18 protein-coding genes are annotated in these 15,397 nt (G+C 60.3%); 4 read left to right on the top strand and 14 right to left on the bottom strand.

Annotated features, from left to right (window positions below; genetic code table 11):
* From fabD to rsmD, 12 genes are all read right to left on the bottom strand, one after another.
* Complete coding sequence (fabD, locus tag F599_RS0107015) at nucleotides 1–945, bottom strand: ACP S-malonyltransferase (protein ID WP_019542816.1); 945 nt, start codon at nucleotides 943–945, stop codon at nucleotides 1–3.
* Between the two features lie 54 nt (nucleotides 946–999).
* Entirely contained in the window at nucleotides 1,000–1,947 is a 948-nt protein-coding gene (gene fabK, locus F599_RS0107010) for an enoyl-[acyl-carrier-protein] reductase FabK (protein ID WP_019542815.1), read from the bottom strand.
* A gap of 6 nt (nucleotides 1,948–1,953) precedes the next feature.
* Nucleotides 1,954–2,958, bottom strand: a complete 1,005-nt coding sequence (locus tag F599_RS0107005) for a beta-ketoacyl-ACP synthase III (protein ID WP_019542814.1) — start codon at nucleotides 2,956–2,958, stop codon at nucleotides 1,954–1,956.
* A complete protein-coding gene (gene plsX / locus F599_RS0107000; RefSeq protein WP_026327875.1) occupies nucleotides 2,939–3,967 on the bottom strand; it encodes a phosphate acyltransferase PlsX in 1,029 nt (342 codons plus the stop codon). The genes F599_RS0107005 and plsX overlap by 20 nt, the downstream gene beginning before the upstream one ends.
* Before the next feature lie 13 nt (nucleotides 3,968–3,980).
* The gene (gene fapR / locus F599_RS0106995) at nucleotides 3,981–4,541 is read right to left on the bottom strand and encodes a transcription factor FapR (RefSeq protein WP_019542812.1); all 561 of its coding nucleotides are present in this window, start codon (nucleotides 4,539–4,541) and stop codon (nucleotides 3,981–3,983) included.
* 200 nt (nucleotides 4,542–4,741) lie between these two features.
* Nucleotides 4,742–4,921: a 50S ribosomal protein L32 gene (rpmF, locus tag F599_RS0106990; RefSeq protein WP_026327874.1), complete on the bottom strand. Its 180-nt coding sequence runs from the start codon at nucleotides 4,919–4,921 to the stop codon at nucleotides 4,742–4,744.
* 26 nt (nucleotides 4,922–4,947) lie between these two features.
* Nucleotides 4,948–5,448, bottom strand: coding sequence for a YceD family protein (locus tag F599_RS0106985; RefSeq protein ID WP_019542810.1), 501 nt, complete (start codon nucleotides 5,446–5,448; stop codon nucleotides 4,948–4,950).
* An 87-nt stretch (nucleotides 5,449–5,535) separates the two neighbouring features.
* A complete protein-coding gene (gene larC / locus F599_RS0106980) occupies nucleotides 5,536–6,759 on the bottom strand; it encodes a nickel pincer cofactor biosynthesis protein LarC (RefSeq protein ID WP_019542809.1) in 1,224 nt (407 codons plus the stop codon).
* Between the two features lie 28 nt (nucleotides 6,760–6,787).
* Complete coding sequence (gene larB, locus F599_RS0106975; RefSeq protein ID WP_020700530.1) at nucleotides 6,788–7,555, bottom strand: nickel pincer cofactor biosynthesis protein LarB; 768 nt, start codon at nucleotides 7,553–7,555, stop codon at nucleotides 6,788–6,790.
* Between the two features lies 1 nt (nucleotide 7,556).
* Nucleotides 7,557–8,288 (bottom strand): hypothetical protein, encoded by a 732-nt coding sequence (locus F599_RS13795; protein WP_019542807.1) that lies wholly within the window; start codon nucleotides 8,286–8,288, stop codon nucleotides 7,557–7,559.
* A 70-nt stretch (nucleotides 8,289–8,358) separates the two neighbouring features.
* The gene (coaD, locus tag F599_RS0106965; protein WP_019542806.1) at nucleotides 8,359–8,859 is read right to left on the bottom strand and encodes a pantetheine-phosphate adenylyltransferase; all 501 of its coding nucleotides are present in this window, start codon (nucleotides 8,857–8,859) and stop codon (nucleotides 8,359–8,361) included.
* Nucleotides 8,846–9,424, bottom strand: a complete 579-nt coding sequence (gene rsmD, locus F599_RS0106960) for a 16S rRNA (guanine(966)-N(2))-methyltransferase RsmD (RefSeq protein ID WP_019542805.1) — start codon at nucleotides 9,422–9,424, stop codon at nucleotides 8,846–8,848. Before rsmD ends, coaD begins: the two co-directional genes overlap by 14 nt.
* A gap of 203 nt (nucleotides 9,425–9,627) precedes the next feature.
* On the opposite strand from rsmD, the gene F599_RS0106955 reads away from it, so the two are divergent.
* Both F599_RS0106955 and F599_RS13790 read left to right on the top strand, forming a co-directional pair.
* Entirely contained in the window at nucleotides 9,628–11,307 is a 1,680-nt protein-coding gene (locus F599_RS0106955; protein WP_019542804.1) for a DUF4127 family protein, read from the top strand.
* A 121-nt stretch (nucleotides 11,308–11,428) separates the two neighbouring features.
* A complete protein-coding gene (locus F599_RS13790; RefSeq protein WP_019542803.1) occupies nucleotides 11,429–12,148 on the top strand; it encodes an MATE family efflux transporter in 720 nt (239 codons plus the stop codon).
* A gap of 123 nt (nucleotides 12,149–12,271) precedes the next feature.
* On the opposite strand, the gene F599_RS0106945 is transcribed toward F599_RS13790, so the two are convergent.
* Entirely contained in the window at nucleotides 12,272–13,609 is a 1,338-nt protein-coding gene (locus tag F599_RS0106945; protein ID WP_156021955.1) for an IS4 family transposase, read from the bottom strand.
* 257 nt (nucleotides 13,610–13,866) lie between these two features.
* On the opposite strand from F599_RS0106945, the gene blaACI reads away from it, so the two are divergent.
* Nucleotides 13,867–14,721 carry an ACI family class A beta-lactamase gene (gene blaACI / locus F599_RS0106935; RefSeq protein ID WP_019542800.1) on the top strand — a complete coding sequence of 285 codons (855 nt, stop codon included), beginning with the start codon at nucleotides 13,867–13,869 and terminating at the stop codon, nucleotides 14,719–14,721.
* A 149-nt stretch (nucleotides 14,722–14,870) separates the two neighbouring features.
* Here the strand turns inward: blaACI and F599_RS0106930 are convergent, their stop codons facing one another.
* Nucleotides 14,871–15,116: a hypothetical protein gene (locus F599_RS0106930; RefSeq protein ID WP_211209072.1), complete on the bottom strand. Its 246-nt coding sequence runs from the start codon at nucleotides 15,114–15,116 to the stop codon at nucleotides 14,871–14,873.
* Between the two features lie 129 nt (nucleotides 15,117–15,245).
* Between F599_RS0106930 and F599_RS16260 the strand changes: the two genes are divergently transcribed.
* A partial coding sequence (locus F599_RS16260) for a transposase (protein ID WP_169337814.1) occupies nucleotides 15,246–15,397 on the top strand: 152 nt, incomplete at its 3' end.

Raw genomic sequence — 15,397 nt, 5'->3', positions numbered from 1 at the left:
TTAGCGAACCTCCCTCAAATAGTCAAGGGTTTTTTCGAGCGTCTCGATGTTTTCGACGTTCATGCTCTTGAGGCTGCGGTCGATGCGCTTGTTGAAGCCGCAGAGCGTCTTGCCCGGCCCTGCCTCGACGAACGTGTCCGCGCCGAACGCCTGCATCGCCTTGACGCAGGCAATCCATTTGACGGGATGATCCGCCTGCGCGACGAGGTTCGCCTTGATCTCGTCTGCCTTCGTCTCGAGCTCGCCCGTGTAGTTCGAGACAACGGGGATCTTTGCGTCGCGGATCTCGACCTTGTCGAGCTCCGCCGCAAGCTTCACGGCTGCCGGCTGCATGAGCGTCGAGTGGAATGGCGCGGAGACCGGGAGGATGACGGCCTTTTTCGCACCGGCTGCCTTGAGCGTCTCGACAGCGGCTGCGACACCCTCCGTCGTACCCGCGATGACCGTCTGGCCCGGGCAGTTGAAATTGACGGCCTGCACGGCGCCAGCCGCGGCGGATGCCTTCGCGCAGGCATCCTCGATGACATCGTCGCCGAGGCCGATGATGGCCGCCATGCCGCCCTTGCCGACCGGCACGGCCTCCTGCATGTACGTGCCGCGCTTGTGCACGAGCAGGACAGCATCCTGAAAATCCATGACGCCCGCCGCGACGAGCGCGGAGTACTCACCGAGACTATGGCCGCCCGTGATGTCCGGCTCGATGCCATGCTCCTTGAGGATCTCATAGGCGATGACGCTCATCGTGAGGATGGCGGGCTGGGTATTGGCCGTAAGCTTGAGGTCCTCCGCCGGCCCCTCGAAGCACATCTTCTGGATGGAGTAGCCGAGCGCCTCGTCCGCCTCGCGGAAGAGCCTCTTCGCCACGTCGTACTTCTCACAAAAATCCTTTCCCATGCCGACGGTCTGTGCGCCCTGGCCCGGGAATACGAAAGCTAACTTGTTCACAGTTGCTGACCTCTCTTTCCAGTCACTTCAGGTTCTATGTCGCGGTTCTATCTATCAGCGCAAATCCTCACGGATCGCGTCGATCGTCGCGGGAAGTCCCGCCACGATATCTTCAATGATGGTCTTGACCGGCTTGATATCGTTGAGCATGCCGGAGATCTCGCCGATCATCACGGAGCCGTTCTCGACATCGCCTTCGTGCGTCGCGCGGTGCAGCGAGCCGACGCCGAGCTTCTCGAGCTCCTCGGCGGGCGCGCCCGCGGCCTCCAGCTCCTGGTACTTGCGCGTGAGCTTGTTGTGGAGCACGCGCGCCGGATGGCCGAGCGTGCGGCCCGTGACGACGGTCGAACGGTCCTTCGCCTTGAGGATGAGGTTCTTGTAATTCGGATGCGCGATGCACTCCTCACTCATGACGAAGCGCGAGCCCATCTGCACGGCCTTCGCGCCGAGCGCGAACGCCGCCGCGACGCCGCGCGCGTCCGCAATGCCGCCCGCCGCGATGACCGGCACATCGACGGCGTCGACGACCTGCGGCACGAGCGCCATCGTCGTGATCTCGCCGATATGTCCGCCAGACTCCGTGCCCTCAGCGATGACGGCGTCCGCGCCAGAGCGCACGAGGCGCTTCGCGAGCGCGACGGAGGCGACGACGGGGATGACCTTCGAGCCGATGGCCTTGAGCTCCGGCACGTACTCGCCGGGATTGCCGGCGCCCGTCGTGACGACCGGCACCTTCTCCTCGAGCACGACCTGCATGACCTCTTTGACATAGGGGCTCATGAGCATGACATTGACGCCGAACGGCTTCTTCGTCCAGCCCTTGCATTTCTGGATCTCCGCGCGCAGGAGCTCCGGCGGCATGTGGCCGGCACCGATGATGCCGAGGCCGCCGGCGTTCGAGACAGCCGAGGCGAGCTCCGCCGTGCCGATCCAGGCCATGCCGCCCTGGAAAATCGGGTATTCGATCTGTAGCAACTTGCAGATAACATTGTTTTCAAACATCAAAAATTAGTCCTCCTTCGCCCAGCGCAGGATGCAGGATGCCCATGTGAGCCCAGCGCCGAAGCCGGCGAGTGCGATGCGGTCGCCCCTGCGGAAGCGATGTGCGTGCGCCGCCTCCGACAGGGCCACAGGTATGGACGCCGCTGACATATTGCCGTAGTTCTCGATATTGATGATGACTTGCGCGAGCGGCAGGCCGAGCCTTTTCGCCGCCGCCTCGATGATGCGGATGTTCGCCTGGTGAGGGACGAGCCAATCGAGGGCATCCTTCGTGAGCCCCGCCCGGGCGAGGGAAGTTTCCACGGTCTTTCCCATGACTGTGACCGCGAACCGGAAGACCGCCTTGCCGTCCATGCGGATGAAGTTCTCCCGCGCGCGCAGGCGCTCCTCCGTGACGGGATGCAGGCTACCGCTCGCGGGAATCGTGAGCGCCTCGCCCTGGCTGCCGTCAGCGCCGAGATCGAACGCAAGCGCGCCAAGCCCCGCGGGCACGGGGCCGAAGACCGCCGCGCCCGCGCCATCGCCGAAGAGGATGCAGGTCCCTCGATCCTGCCAGTCCACGACCTTCGAGAGCTCCTCCGCGCCGACCACGAGGACATGGCGATAGATGCCAGCCTCGATGAACTGGCACGCGACAGCCGCTGCGTAGACAAAGCCCGAGCATGCGGCCGAAAGATCAAACGCAGCGGCATGTACGGCACCGAGGCGCCGCTGCAGCTCGCAGGCCGCCGCGGGGATCACGCGGTCCGGCGTGAGCGTCGCGAAGATGATGAGATCGATTGCAGCCGCCTCGATCCCGGCATCCGCGAGCGCCATGCGCGCGGCAGGCTCCGCGAGCGCCGTGACCGGCACATCCGCTGCCGCGATGCGGCGCGCATGGATGCCCGTGCGTGATGTGATCCATTCATCGCTCGTATCGACGCGCTGCGCGAGCTCCTCGTTCGTGAGGATGCGCGGCGGCAGGTAATGCCCCGTGCCGAGGATACCCGCGTTAATTCTTCTCTCCGTCATTCGTCAGTATCTCCTCCTTTGCCAGCGAATCGCGGATATGCGCGAGCACATCGCCCTTGACATAATCAACGGCTACACCGATCGCGCTGCAGATCGACTTGGCATTGGAAGAACCATGGCTGATGATGACGCAGCCGTTGACGCCGAGGAGCGGCGCCCCGCCGTACTCCGTCACATCGAGCCGCTTGCCGAGCTTCTTGAGCGTCGGCATCAGGAGGAGCGCACCGAGCTTCGCGAGCAAGCCGCCGTTCTTCACAGCCTCCTTGATGAGCTTCAGGATGGTCTTCGCCAAGCCCTCTGCAAATTTTAGCACAACATTGCCCACAAATCCATCACAAATTACGACATCAAAGTTCCCCTTCGGGACGTCGCGTCCCTCCGCGTTGCCCATGAAGCGGATCGTGTGCATGTTCTTCAGCAGCTGGTACGTCGCCTTCGCCTGCTCGTTGCCCTTTGTCTCCTCCTCGCCGATGTTGAGGAGGCCGACGCGCGGCTCCTTGACGCCGAATACATACTGCGCGTAGAGGGAGCCCATGAGGCCGCTCTGCACGAGGTGCACGGGCTTCGAGTCCACATTCGCGCCCGAATCCAGGAGGAGCGTCACGCCTTTCGGCGTCGGCATCGGCGTCGCGATTGTCGGCCGCCCGATGCCCTTGATGCGCCGCAGGATGAGCTGCGCCGCCGTCACCGCCGCGCCTGTCGAACCGGCGGAGAGCACGGCATCGCATTTCCCGTCCTTCACGAGACGCGTCGCGACGACGACCGACGCGTCCTTCTTCGTGCGCACGGCGTCGGCGGGATGCTCATCCATGCCGATGACCTGGCTTGCGTGCACGATGGAGATGCCGAGCTTCTCCCAGTCCGGCTCGCGCTCGAGCACCTTGCGGATCGCCGGCTCATCGCCGACGAGCACGATCTCACAGTCGTATTTCTTCGCGGCACGCACGGCGCCAAAGACAATCTCGAGCGGCGCGTAGTCGCCGCCCATAGCATCTACGGCAATCTTCACGGAGCATTCCTCCTTAGCTCTCCCCCAGCGAAACCAAGATGAATTTCGCGCGGAAGACCTCCTGCGTATCATTCCTCGTCTTTACCCAGACAAAATATTTATTGCCGCGCACGCGGACGATCTCCGCCTTCGCGATGAGCTTTTCCCCCACATGCACCGGCACCTTGTATTTCACATTCGCCACGCCCGTGACGGCAAGCGGCGAGTCGATGAGCGCGAGCGCGAGGGAATTGGCCTGCGAGAACATATAGTAACCCTTCGCAATCTGCGAGCGGGCGAACACCATGTCCTCCGTCACGCGCAGGAGCGAGATGCCCGAACGGCCGAGCTCGAGGTCTATGAGCTCGCCGACGACCTCACCGCTCGCGATGGACTTCACCTTGTTCTGCGCCGTCTCCGCCATGCGGCGGATACGGCCGCGCAGCTCAGGGATCCCGAGCTCGAGACGGTCGAGCCTTATGGTCTGGACGCTCACTTCGAGCGCCTTTGCGAGTTCCTCATCCGTGAGGAACGGCTTCTCCTTCACCGTCTGCATCAGGAGCTCTTGCCGTTCCTTCTTCTTCACGCGCGCCATCATCTCACCTCTTTCCGACAAAACGAACCGGAAACGCTACATGTATCATTACTTCCTTAGTACCTGCTTTTACTACCTGTCATAACGAGGAATATTATAACGGCTTTGCAAGGAAATTGCAAGCCCTCCTCGCACGCGGCCTCGCCAGGGCAAAAAAAATAAGCAGGACATGAAGTCCTGCTCTCTATCGGTCAAGGCGCTTACTCCGCTGCCTTCACAACCTCTTTGCCGTCATAGTAACCGCACTCCGGGCAAACGTGATGCGGCATCATCGGCTCATGGCACTGCGGGCACGAAACAAAGCCGGGCGCCGTCAGTTTCCAGTTCGCGCGACGCTGATCGCGGCGAGCCTTCGACATTTTACGCTTAGGTACTGCCATCTCGGATACACCTCCTTATATGCGTTCTATTCTTTCGCTTGGAATTGCTGCAATGCTGCCAGCCTCGGGTCGGGCACGAACCTGTCGCAGCCACAGTCTCCGTGGTTGAGGTTCGCACCGCATACGGGGCAGAGCCCTTTGCAATCGGGCTTGCAGATATTGCTGAGCGGCTGGGCCGCCAGAAGCGTGTCACGGACAAGCTCCTGAAGCTCAATCTCGTCTCCGTCAAAGAAATTCGCGTCGTCGCCCTCGGCAGGTGTCCCCTGCCGGAACATCTCCGAAAAGGCATGTTCCTGCGCCTCCAGGCATTCCTCGAGGCAGCGGTCACAGATGAAGCGCTTCCGCGCGCGAATGACGCCCTCGACACGGTAGCCCGTGCCTGTGTTCGTCACATGCCCCTCGACCTCGATGGGTCCTTCGAAAGCGTAATCAGCCGCTGTGGCATCAATGTCTGCCGCAGCGGTTGTAAACGAAAACGGAAGTTCCTTCCCGAGTCCGGCATTCAATTCAGCAATATGAATATGCATTAGCATCAACTCCATCCATTATAGCGATGACCATATCGTTTGTCAAGCCAGAAGCGATTTCGTCGCGCGCCGCGATGCGGCGGTCCTTCACGCACCGCCGAGCCGAAACGCGAGCGCGCGCCTCGCCTCGTCATAGACTTCCTTGAGCGGCACGTCCTGCGCCTCCGCCAGGCGGCGGCAGTCCTCATACTCCGGCGAGGTCGTCGCGACCTTTCCCTGCCAGGACGCGACCTTCACGCGCACCGTCCCGTAACGCGTCTCGACGCTCGCCGTGCGGCGGTCACAGGCGATGCGCTCCGCAAGGGGCGTCACGCGCAGGCCGATGCTCGTCGTCTCGCGGAAGATGATCTCCGTGCAGGCCGAGCGCTGCGCGGGGCGCACGAGCACGGTGAGCTGCTGCGCCGGACGATTTTTCTTCATATATATAGGCGTCACCCAGACGTCGAGCGCCCCTGCCGCGAACAGCCGGTCGAAGAGGTAGCCGTAGACCTCGGGACTCATATCGTCGATGTTCGTCGAGAGCAGCAGCGGCGTCTCCTCCGCGGCTGCGCCCTCACGCTCGCCGACATAGAGACGCAGCACATTGGGAAGCGGCAGATCGTGGCTGCCCGCGCCATAGCCGATCGCACGGACGGCAAAGTCCTCCGGAAGCGCCGCCGCATGCTGCGCAAACGCCCGCACGACTGCCGCGCCCGTCGGCGTCGTGAGCTCTTCCTCCGCACCAAACGCGTACGTCGGCCACCCCATCAGGAGTTCAGCGACCGCAGGCGCCGGTACGGGCATGATGCCATGCGCGCAGCGCACATAACCGCTGCCGACATTGAGCCGCGACGCGAGCACCTGCTCGATGCCGAGATAGTCGAGGCAGATGGCCGTGCCGACGATATCGACGATGGAGTCCACCGCGCCGACCTCGTGGAACGCCACCTCTGCCGCAGGCTTGCCATGAACCTTCCCCTCCGCCTCAGCGAGCAGGCGGAAAACAGCGCGTGCTTTTTCCTTCACGGCTTCGGAGAGCGGCGCTTCGGAGAGCAGCGCCTCGATATCCGCCAGCGTGCGATGAACATGTGCATGGGCCTGCGCTTCCTGCGCCTCTCCATGCGCTGTCTCAGACATCAGCCTCACGTCGACGTAAGCGGCACGGATGCCCTGCTTCGTGACAGGCGTGCAGGAGAGCTCGAACTCCCCCGCGAGCGGCAGCTTCGCGAGTTCCTGCTGCAGATAGCCCTCCGGCACTCCCGCCTGAAGAAATGCGCCGAGCAACATGTTGCCGCTGATACCGGAAAACGCATCGAGATAAATCGCTTTCATAGTTCCCCCTGACCGCACGAGCCGACGCTCACGAGAGCGCATTGATCTTGCTCGCGAGCACGCCCGCGCCGAAACCGTTGTCGATATTGACGACAGAGACGCCCGCCGCGCAACTCGAGAGCATCGAGAGCAGCGCCGTGACGCCGGAAAACGACGCGCCGTAGCCGACGCTCGTCGGCACGGCGATGACGGGCGCCTGCGCCATGCCGCCGACAACGCTCGCAAGCGCGCCCTCCATGCCCGCGATGGCGATGATGACGCGCGCGCGGCGGATGATCTCCTCCTGCGCGAGCAGGCGATGGATACCGGCAACACCGCAGTCGTAGAGCGTGCGCACGCGGTTGCCATAGAGCTCCGCCGTGAGCCGCGCCTCCGCCGCCACGGGGATATCACTCGTCCCCGCCGTGATGATGAGGATCTCATGTGACTCATCCTGCGGCGGCGCTATCAGAGGTGGTTCGCGACGCAGATAGATCGCGCGCGCCGCCTCGTCATAGCGCGCCTCCGGGAGCGCAGGATGGACGAACGCGTACTGCTCGCCGCTCGCGCGCGTCGCGAGGATGCTGCCATCGCTCGCAGCCGCGAGCGACTGCAGGATGGCGAGCAGCTGCTCCTTCGTCTTGCCCGCCGCATAGACCACCTCAGGGAACCCCTGCCGGAGCTCCCTGCTGTGATCCACGCGCGCGAAACCAAGATTTTCATAGGATGCCTTGGCGAGCGCCGCGACGGTCTCCTCCTCCGAGCGCTCCCCCGCGCGGTAGGCGGTGAGCAGGCGGCGGATGTCGCGCTCCGTCATCTCAGGCCTCTGCCTTTCCCGCGGCCACATGCTCCTCGGCAGGCGCCGCCTCCTCTGGCAACGCGTCCTCCGCCGCAGCAGCCGCCTCGGCCGCGCCGCGGTTCATCTGCTCCTTGGCCTGCTGCAGCGTGCCGCGCGCCTGGTCGATGCTCGACACCGACTGCTGCAGATAGTTCACAGACTGCTGCGCGAACTTCGCCGTATCCGCGACGTGGCCGATGAGCTGGTCGAATACCTGGTTCACATACGTATCCGCCGCGTCGCGCAGCTGCTTCGACTCCTCGCGCGTGCGCGCGAGCACCTCCGCGCGCTGCTGCTGCGCCTGCTCGACGAGCACGCGCGCCTTTTCCTCGGACTGCGCCTCGATCTCCCGCGCCTTCGCCTGAGCTTCTGTCACCACAGTCTCCTTGGCAACGAGCCCCGCCGCGTAGTCCTTCGCCTTCTGGATGATCTCGTCCGCTTCACGATGCGCCTGCTCGATGATCTCCGTTTCCTTCTCCATGATCTCCCGCGCGTGATTGAGCTCGAGCGGCAGATCCTGACGGAGCTCTTCCACGAGATGGATGAGGTCGTTTTCATCGATCATACTCTTGCCCGTGAGCGGCAGATGCGAGGAATTGACCACGAGATCCTCCACCTTGTTGAGCGTCTCCTCCACGCGAGAGGTCGCGTCGCGCCCCGAGGGACTCACGCGCGCTGCGGCATTCTTCTTGGCTAGTTTTTTGGATGACATCTTTTCTACCTCTTTTATATTTACGGAACCACGGATTCATTCGGCACGCTGCCTTTGCATCAGCGCTTCCTTATCTACTCTCTGCCGACCACCTGGCCCTGACAGCTCTCTCCACACACGCCGGCACGAGGCCATGCACATCGCCGCGGAACGCGGCGAGCTCCCGGATGCCCGAGGAGCTCACGAAGGAATACGCCGGGTTCGTCAGCAGGAACACCGTCTCTACCGACGCATCGAGGTGATGCAGCATATGCGCCTCGTTCTCCTCATACTCGAGGTCTTTGACCGAGCGCACGCCCCGCACGATGATATGCGCGCCGATGGAGCGCATATAGTCCGTGAGCAGCCCGGAAAAGGCATCCACGCGCACATTAGGGAGGTGCGCCGTCGCCTGCTCGAGGAACGCACGGCGCTCGTCGATGGTGAAATACGACTGCTTCCTGATGTTGTGGAACACACAGACGACCAGCTCGTCAAACATGCGGCTCGCCCGCTCGAAGATATCGACATGGCCGATCGTGACCGGGTCGAAACTGCCGGAACAAACCGCGATTCTCTCACTCACCTGCATCCACCTCCACGAAACTCCGCCGCTGGAAAAAGGACAGCTGCGTCGTCTTGCCGTAGCGCCGCCCGTCCACGCGGACGAGCGCGGCAAGCTCCGGCAGCGCGTCCTCATCCCCGCCGTGTTCCACGACGAGGATGCCGTTTTCCGCGAGCAGATGGCCACCGTCAAAGAAAGCCAGCGCCCGCTCGAAAAGCCCCTTGTGATAAGGCGGATCGCAGAACACGAGGTCGAACGTGCGCCCCGCCCGCTCGAGTCTCGCGAGCGCTGCGAACGCGTCGAGCGAGAGCACCTCCGCCGCCTGCTCGAAATGGCAGCGGCGGACGTTCTCCCGCAAAAGCGGCGCCGTCACCGCGTCGACGAGCACCGCCGCCGCCGCCCCGCGCGAAAGCGCCTCGAGGCCGAGGCTGCCCGTACCCGCAAAGACATCGAGCACCCGCCGCCCCGCGACGAGCGAACCGAGGATGCTGAAAAGCGACTCCTTCACCCGGTCCGAGGTCGGCCGCGTGACCGCCATTCCCCGCGGCGTCTTGAGGCGCGTCCCGCGGGCCCGCCCCGTGATGATTCTCATGGGGAGATTCCCACCTTCCCGGGCCCGCCGATATGCGGCGGGCCCTTGCGGAGCAGCGCATATCATACGCGCTCCGTAAAGATTTCAAACACTACTTATTCTATCATATTTTCCTGCGTTCGTGAACCATGATATACTATGAGATATGTAACAACATCCTCGCCGTTCAGCGGCGCGAACACACTAGAAAGGAACTGATCCCCTTGTCCAAACGAAAGCGCGGCCTGCTGCTGCTCGCCCTGCTGCTCGCCCTCGCGCTCGGCCTCTGGCACCTCGCCATCCACCCGCAGCCCACCCTCACGCCCGTCGCCTCTGAGCGCGCGCCGCAGGGACGCGTGCTCCTCGTGCCGCTCGACAGCCGCCCGCCCTGCCGCGCCCACGTCGCCGCGCTCGGCCGCATCGCGGGGCGCGACGTCGTGACGCCGCCCGGCGCGCTCATGGACTACTACTCCGCGCCCGGCGACACAGCGGGGCTTCGCGCCTGGCTCCAGGAGACCATCGCGCCCGGCGACACCGTGCTCCTTTCCATCGACCAGCTCCTCTACGGCGGCCTGCTCGCCGCGCGCGAGCACACGGCGACGGAGACGGCGCAGGACGCGCTCGTCGCCTATCTGCGCGCGCTCCACGCTGCGCAGCCGACGGCCCGCATCTATGCCTTCAGCATCCTGCCGCGCCTCACGCCGCAGGACACCATCGACGGCTACGAGGAACGGCGCGTGCTCATCGCCTACTCCCGCCTCGTCGGCAGAGAAGCCGCGGGCCTCGCCATCGATACGGCCGAGCGCGACCGCCTGCGCGCGAAGATCTCCGATGCAAGCCTCGCCGCCTACGAGGGCCATTTCGACGAGAACGCCCGCCTCAACGAAAAGCTCATCGCCCTCACCGAGGACGGCACCCTCGCCCGCCTCGTGCTCGGCCAGGACGACGGCGAGCCCTACGGCATCCCGAACATCGAGAAATACCGCCTGCAGCAGGCCATCGAGGCGAGCGGTGCGCGCGCGCGCGTCACGCTCACGCACGGCGCCGACGAAATCGCACAGACGCTCCTCGCCGCCTGCGTGAACGAGCAGCAGGGTTTCTCCCCACGCGTCTTCGTCGCCTACGCGGAGCCAGCGGCCGCTGCGCGCGTCATGCCCTACATGGCCGTCTCCGTGGACGCGACCGCGGACGAGAAGATCCGCCTCATCGGCGGCCGCCGCGTCGATACCCCCGAGGACGCCGACCTCGTCCTCTACCTGATCGCGAGCGACGCGGAAAAGGGCTCCCTCGATGCCCGCGCCGCGGCCTGCACAGCGCTCAGCGGGCTCGTCGAGCGCGAAAAACCGACGGCGCTCGTCGACCTCAGCAAGCATTTCGATGCGCGCGAGCCGCTGCTGCCGCTGCTCCTCGCGCGAGACTTCCCGCTCACGCGCCTCACCGCCTACGCGGGCTGGAACACGACGAGCAACGCCGTCGGCACGGCGCTCGCGGAGGCCTCCCTCGCCCTCGCCGCACAGCGGCCGGACACAAGCAAAGAACAGAGAGAAGCGGGCGCGATGGCGAATGAGACGTTCCTCCAAGGACGCATCCTCGAGGACTACTTCTACCTCAAGGAAGACATCGACCCCATCAACCGCGCGCTCAAAAAGGCTGGCTACACGAACACCGCCGATCTCGACCTCGAGCACAACCACCGCTGGGCAACCGCCATGCTGCAGCGGCGACTCGCCGCGCAAGTCGCTGTCTACAAGCAGACGCGCTCCCTTCGCGCCCCATTCCCCGTACCAGGCACGGATGAGATGCTCGCCATCTACGACCTGCGCGCGAGCGCCGGCTTCCCGTGGCCGCGCACCTTCGAGATCGACCTCACGGCGCAGCCCTTCTTCGCGCGCGTCGTGCCGTGATACGCCCCCACAAATCACATCCGTCTCCACGACATGATGGGAGATGCGTCACAGCGCGCACTGCACAGTGTATATCCCTGCCGTCCCGGCAGAACCAATATCCAATTCAGGGAGGAATCTCATGTCCGCCAGAGAAATCGATATGCTGCACGGCACTCTATGGAATAAAATCATCGTCTTCGCCATCCCGCTCGTGCTCACCGGCATCTTCGAGCAGCTCTTCAACGCCGCCGACACGCTGATCCTCGGCCGCTATGACAGCGCGGCCGCCATGGCCGCCGTCGGCAACAACACGCCGCTCGTCGGTCTCATCATCTACCTCTTCCTCGGTCTCTCGCTCGGTGCGAACGTCCTCATCGCGCAGGCGCTCGGCGCAGGCAGGCTGCGCGACGCCTCCCGCACCGTCCACGCCGCCATCCTGCTCGCCCTTTTCACCGGCCTCGCCGTCGCCGCGCTCTGCCTCGCCTTCGCCGTCATCATCGCGCTCCTCAACGGCATCTTCGCGCTGCTCACCATGCACGCGATCTTTTCCTATTTCACCAGCGATCCCGAGGTCATCCGTCTCGCGGAGACGCGCATCGAGTACGTCGTCGCCTTCAGCTTTCTCTGCGCCATCGGCGACACCCTCTCCGCCGCCCTGCGCGGCTACAGCAACAGCATCGGCCCCGCCGTCATCGCCTTCTTCGCCATCTGCGGCTCCCGCCTCGCCTGGGTCTTCCTCGTCTTCCCCTCCTACCGCACCTTCGCGAATCTCCTCCTCTGCTACCCCCTCTCCTGGATTCTCGCAGCCGTATTGCTTGGGATTTACTATCGGACGTTTATGCGGCATCTGCGGGGATAAATGACGAAGATGGAAACCAAGGCTGTGTAAAGAAAGACAAGGACCATATCATATGACTCAAACTTCCCACATGAAAAACATGAGCTTTTCCCATAACCATACGGCTCTCAGCAACAAGCATTATCAAGCCGCAGACTTTTGTAGTGCACTACGCATATATTCCGGTAGTCTGTTGACGAAATCCTGTGCAATTACTTGCAGCTGTTTATCGGTCGCATGGAACACCGTCTTGATACTAGCCAGCATCACCTCCTGCAAAATCATCATGGACTGCTGGAACGTTACGTCGGCTATTTCCTTCACCATCAGATAGAACAGTTCGCCGATGGCGCGCTCATCCTCATCCTTCCGCTTTGTCACAGATAGCATCATGTAACGCGTAAAGACAAACGCCACATGTGCGGTAAGCGCATCATAGGACAGCCCGTGATAGCTGCGCAGATGCAGATAGCTCTTGCATGTCTTGAAGAACACCTCGATGTCCCAGCGTCTCCCGTAAAGGCGGATGATTTCCTCCTCACTGAGGCTCATATCCGTGCTGATGATGGCAATCCAATCCTTCCGATTCTGACGATTACGCACGCAGACAATTCTCGCCTCAGCTGTTTCCTCACGGCCCTCCGCGTCCTTCGCTGAAATTTTCACAGGGACAGACAGGAGGTACCTGGAACGCCCGCGCCGCTTCTTACAAGCGGCAAAAATCTGCTTGACGGTCATACGTTTCCTCTCAAACTCATAGTGACGCTTGGAACTTCGCTTGATCATGGCGATGGTATGAAGCTTGAGCGCAAGGACATCGAGCAACTGCCGCGGGCTGGAAAACCAGCTGTCAAAGAGGACGTAGCGCGCGGAAGCCCCTGCGTCAAGCGCCTCCTTCAGCAAGTGGATCATGACAGTCGTTGCCTTCTCACATGCCATCTCTTGGCGTTTATGTGAGAGCGTCCGATGGTCAAAGGAACATCTCTTGCCGAGAATGTTCTCGTCCTTCGTCGAGGAGAGCAGCACGGAATTCACAGGGAGGAAGGAAGCGCCATCTGTCCAGCCAAGCGTCAAGAGGCGGAATCCCTTCTTGTATCGCATGGATACATGGTCGAATACACGAGCCGCAAGCTCTGTGCGCTTGTAACCGGCACGCTCGTAAAGAGAATCATCGATGACGAAGCACTCCCTCCGATTCTCGGAAGTCAGTGGCTTCAGGAACTGCTCGATAATCCTCACAGCCAGTCGTGTCGTGAAATGCAGCCAGTTCACATGAGGATTGGAAAGAAAACGGTAATACGTGTTCTTGGAAAAGCATCCCCGCAGTTCCTGCATGCGTTGCTGCATGTAGAAGCTGGAAGAGCGGAAGGCATTGCCGAGGATGTAGGCGAAAAGGAACTCGACGGAAATGCCTTTCGTCTTGACGCAGCCACAGGCACGGAATAAGCGGATGACCTGAAAATCTGAAAGAAAGCGAGAGATAGAATTGGCAACCTGGTTTTCAACTGGATGATTTTATGATAGAATAGACATAGCGTAAAGCTCCTTTTCGGATGGTTTATTGCTATATCTATTTTCGACAAGGATAGGCTTTACGCCTTTTTATTTCCCCGAAATCCTTTTGCTGTTCTCATATGAACAGTGTTGGTGATGTGGGAAGTTTGAGATGCTTATGTATATTATAGCCAATACGACCCGCTGAATTTGGCGGGTCGTTCAACAGATAGTAGGAGGTTATTATGAAGAAATTTTGTTTTTTGTTTTTGATAATCTGTGGCTTGATGGTTTTCTGCCTTCAGGATTGTCAAGCGCGGCAGAAATTAAATCTTGCTGATCTGGAAAATAAATATAACGCCGTGATTGGTGTTTACGCCGTTGACATGGAGAATGGAAAAAAAATTTGCTACAAACCTGATACGCGTTTTTCCTACTGCTCGACACTCAAAGTTTTTACGGCCGCAGAATTGCTAAGACAAAAAAATACCTCCGATTTGAATGAAATTCGTAAGTTTTCGGCGGAAGATATTTTGTCCTACGCGCCAATCACCAAAGACCATGTTGCTGATGGCATGACGCTGGCGGAAATTTGTTCGGCATCGCTCAGGTGGAGTGACAACACGGCGGCAAATTTAATTTTGCAGGAGATCGGCGGCGTGGAAAATTTCAAGGTGGCACTTAAAAATATTGGCGACAAAACTACCAAACCTGCGCGAAATGAACCTGAACTTAATCTTTTCAATCCAAAAGATAATCGTGATACTAGCACACCGAGACAGATGGTAAAAAATTTGCAAGTCTATATATTCGGCGATATTTTGAGCGACGACAAGAAAAAACTGCTGATTGATTGGATGAGCGACAATTCCATAACCGACACGCTTATCAAGGCAGAAACTCCGCAAGGTTGGAAAGTTATCGACAAGAGCGGTTCAGGCGATTATGGGGCGCGGAATGATATTGCCGTGATTTATCCGCCCAATCGCAAACCCATTGTCATGGCGATAATGTCGCGCCGCACGGAAAAAAATGCAAAATCTGACGACGCTATGATTGCGGAGGCGGCAAAACGAATTTTTGATAATTTAGTATTTTAAAGGGGCTTGATAGCATCGGTATTGCCGATGGGCAGAGAGGGCCATCACGCAAAAATATTTCGCCAAACATTTATATCTCATTCAAGTTTTTTCCAGTCCGTATTTGTCGTACCCAAAAAAGAGACTACCGATCACAATTGGGTAGTCTCTTATATTTTCAGATCTCCATTTTTTAGCATGCTGGCAATAACATCGCGGGCAGCTCGCACTTCATTGTAGCGCCAATCAGGCTTCCCATTGTCCTTACGATGCAGATACTTATCCAGCTTAAAATCCTTGTTATGACCAAATACATTGAAGATGAACGATTTCTTTTTGACGAAGAAATCGTTTTTTTCTTCTGTGCTCATCTCTTCGAAGTACGATGCAGCCTTCCTCTTGTAGTCTGTCTCCATCTCTACCTCTTGAATGATTCCAAGATCCAGCTCTGTTTGAGTTGCGCGAGCCCTGTGCGCCATGGCCTATACCCCGTTTGATGGACACTATAAACGAATGGTAAAATAAGACCATGAGGTGATGAGATAGTGTCCACGAAACAAAAGACCTATAGCAATGAATTTAAGGAAGAAGCAGTCAAGCGTGTAATGAGTGGCATTCCTGCCAGTCAAGTAGCTCGTGAGCTGGATATAAATGTAAATTCGCTTTATACCTGGAAGCAGCGGTACATGAAGCATCC

It is taken from the genome of Selenomonas bovis DSM 23594 (genome assembly GCF_000381005.1).
In the GTDB taxonomy this organism is placed as follows: domain Bacteria; phylum Bacillota; class Negativicutes; order Selenomonadales; family Selenomonadaceae; genus Selenomonas_C; species Selenomonas_C bovis.
This window is presented reverse-complemented; position numbering and strand designations above follow the sequence as displayed.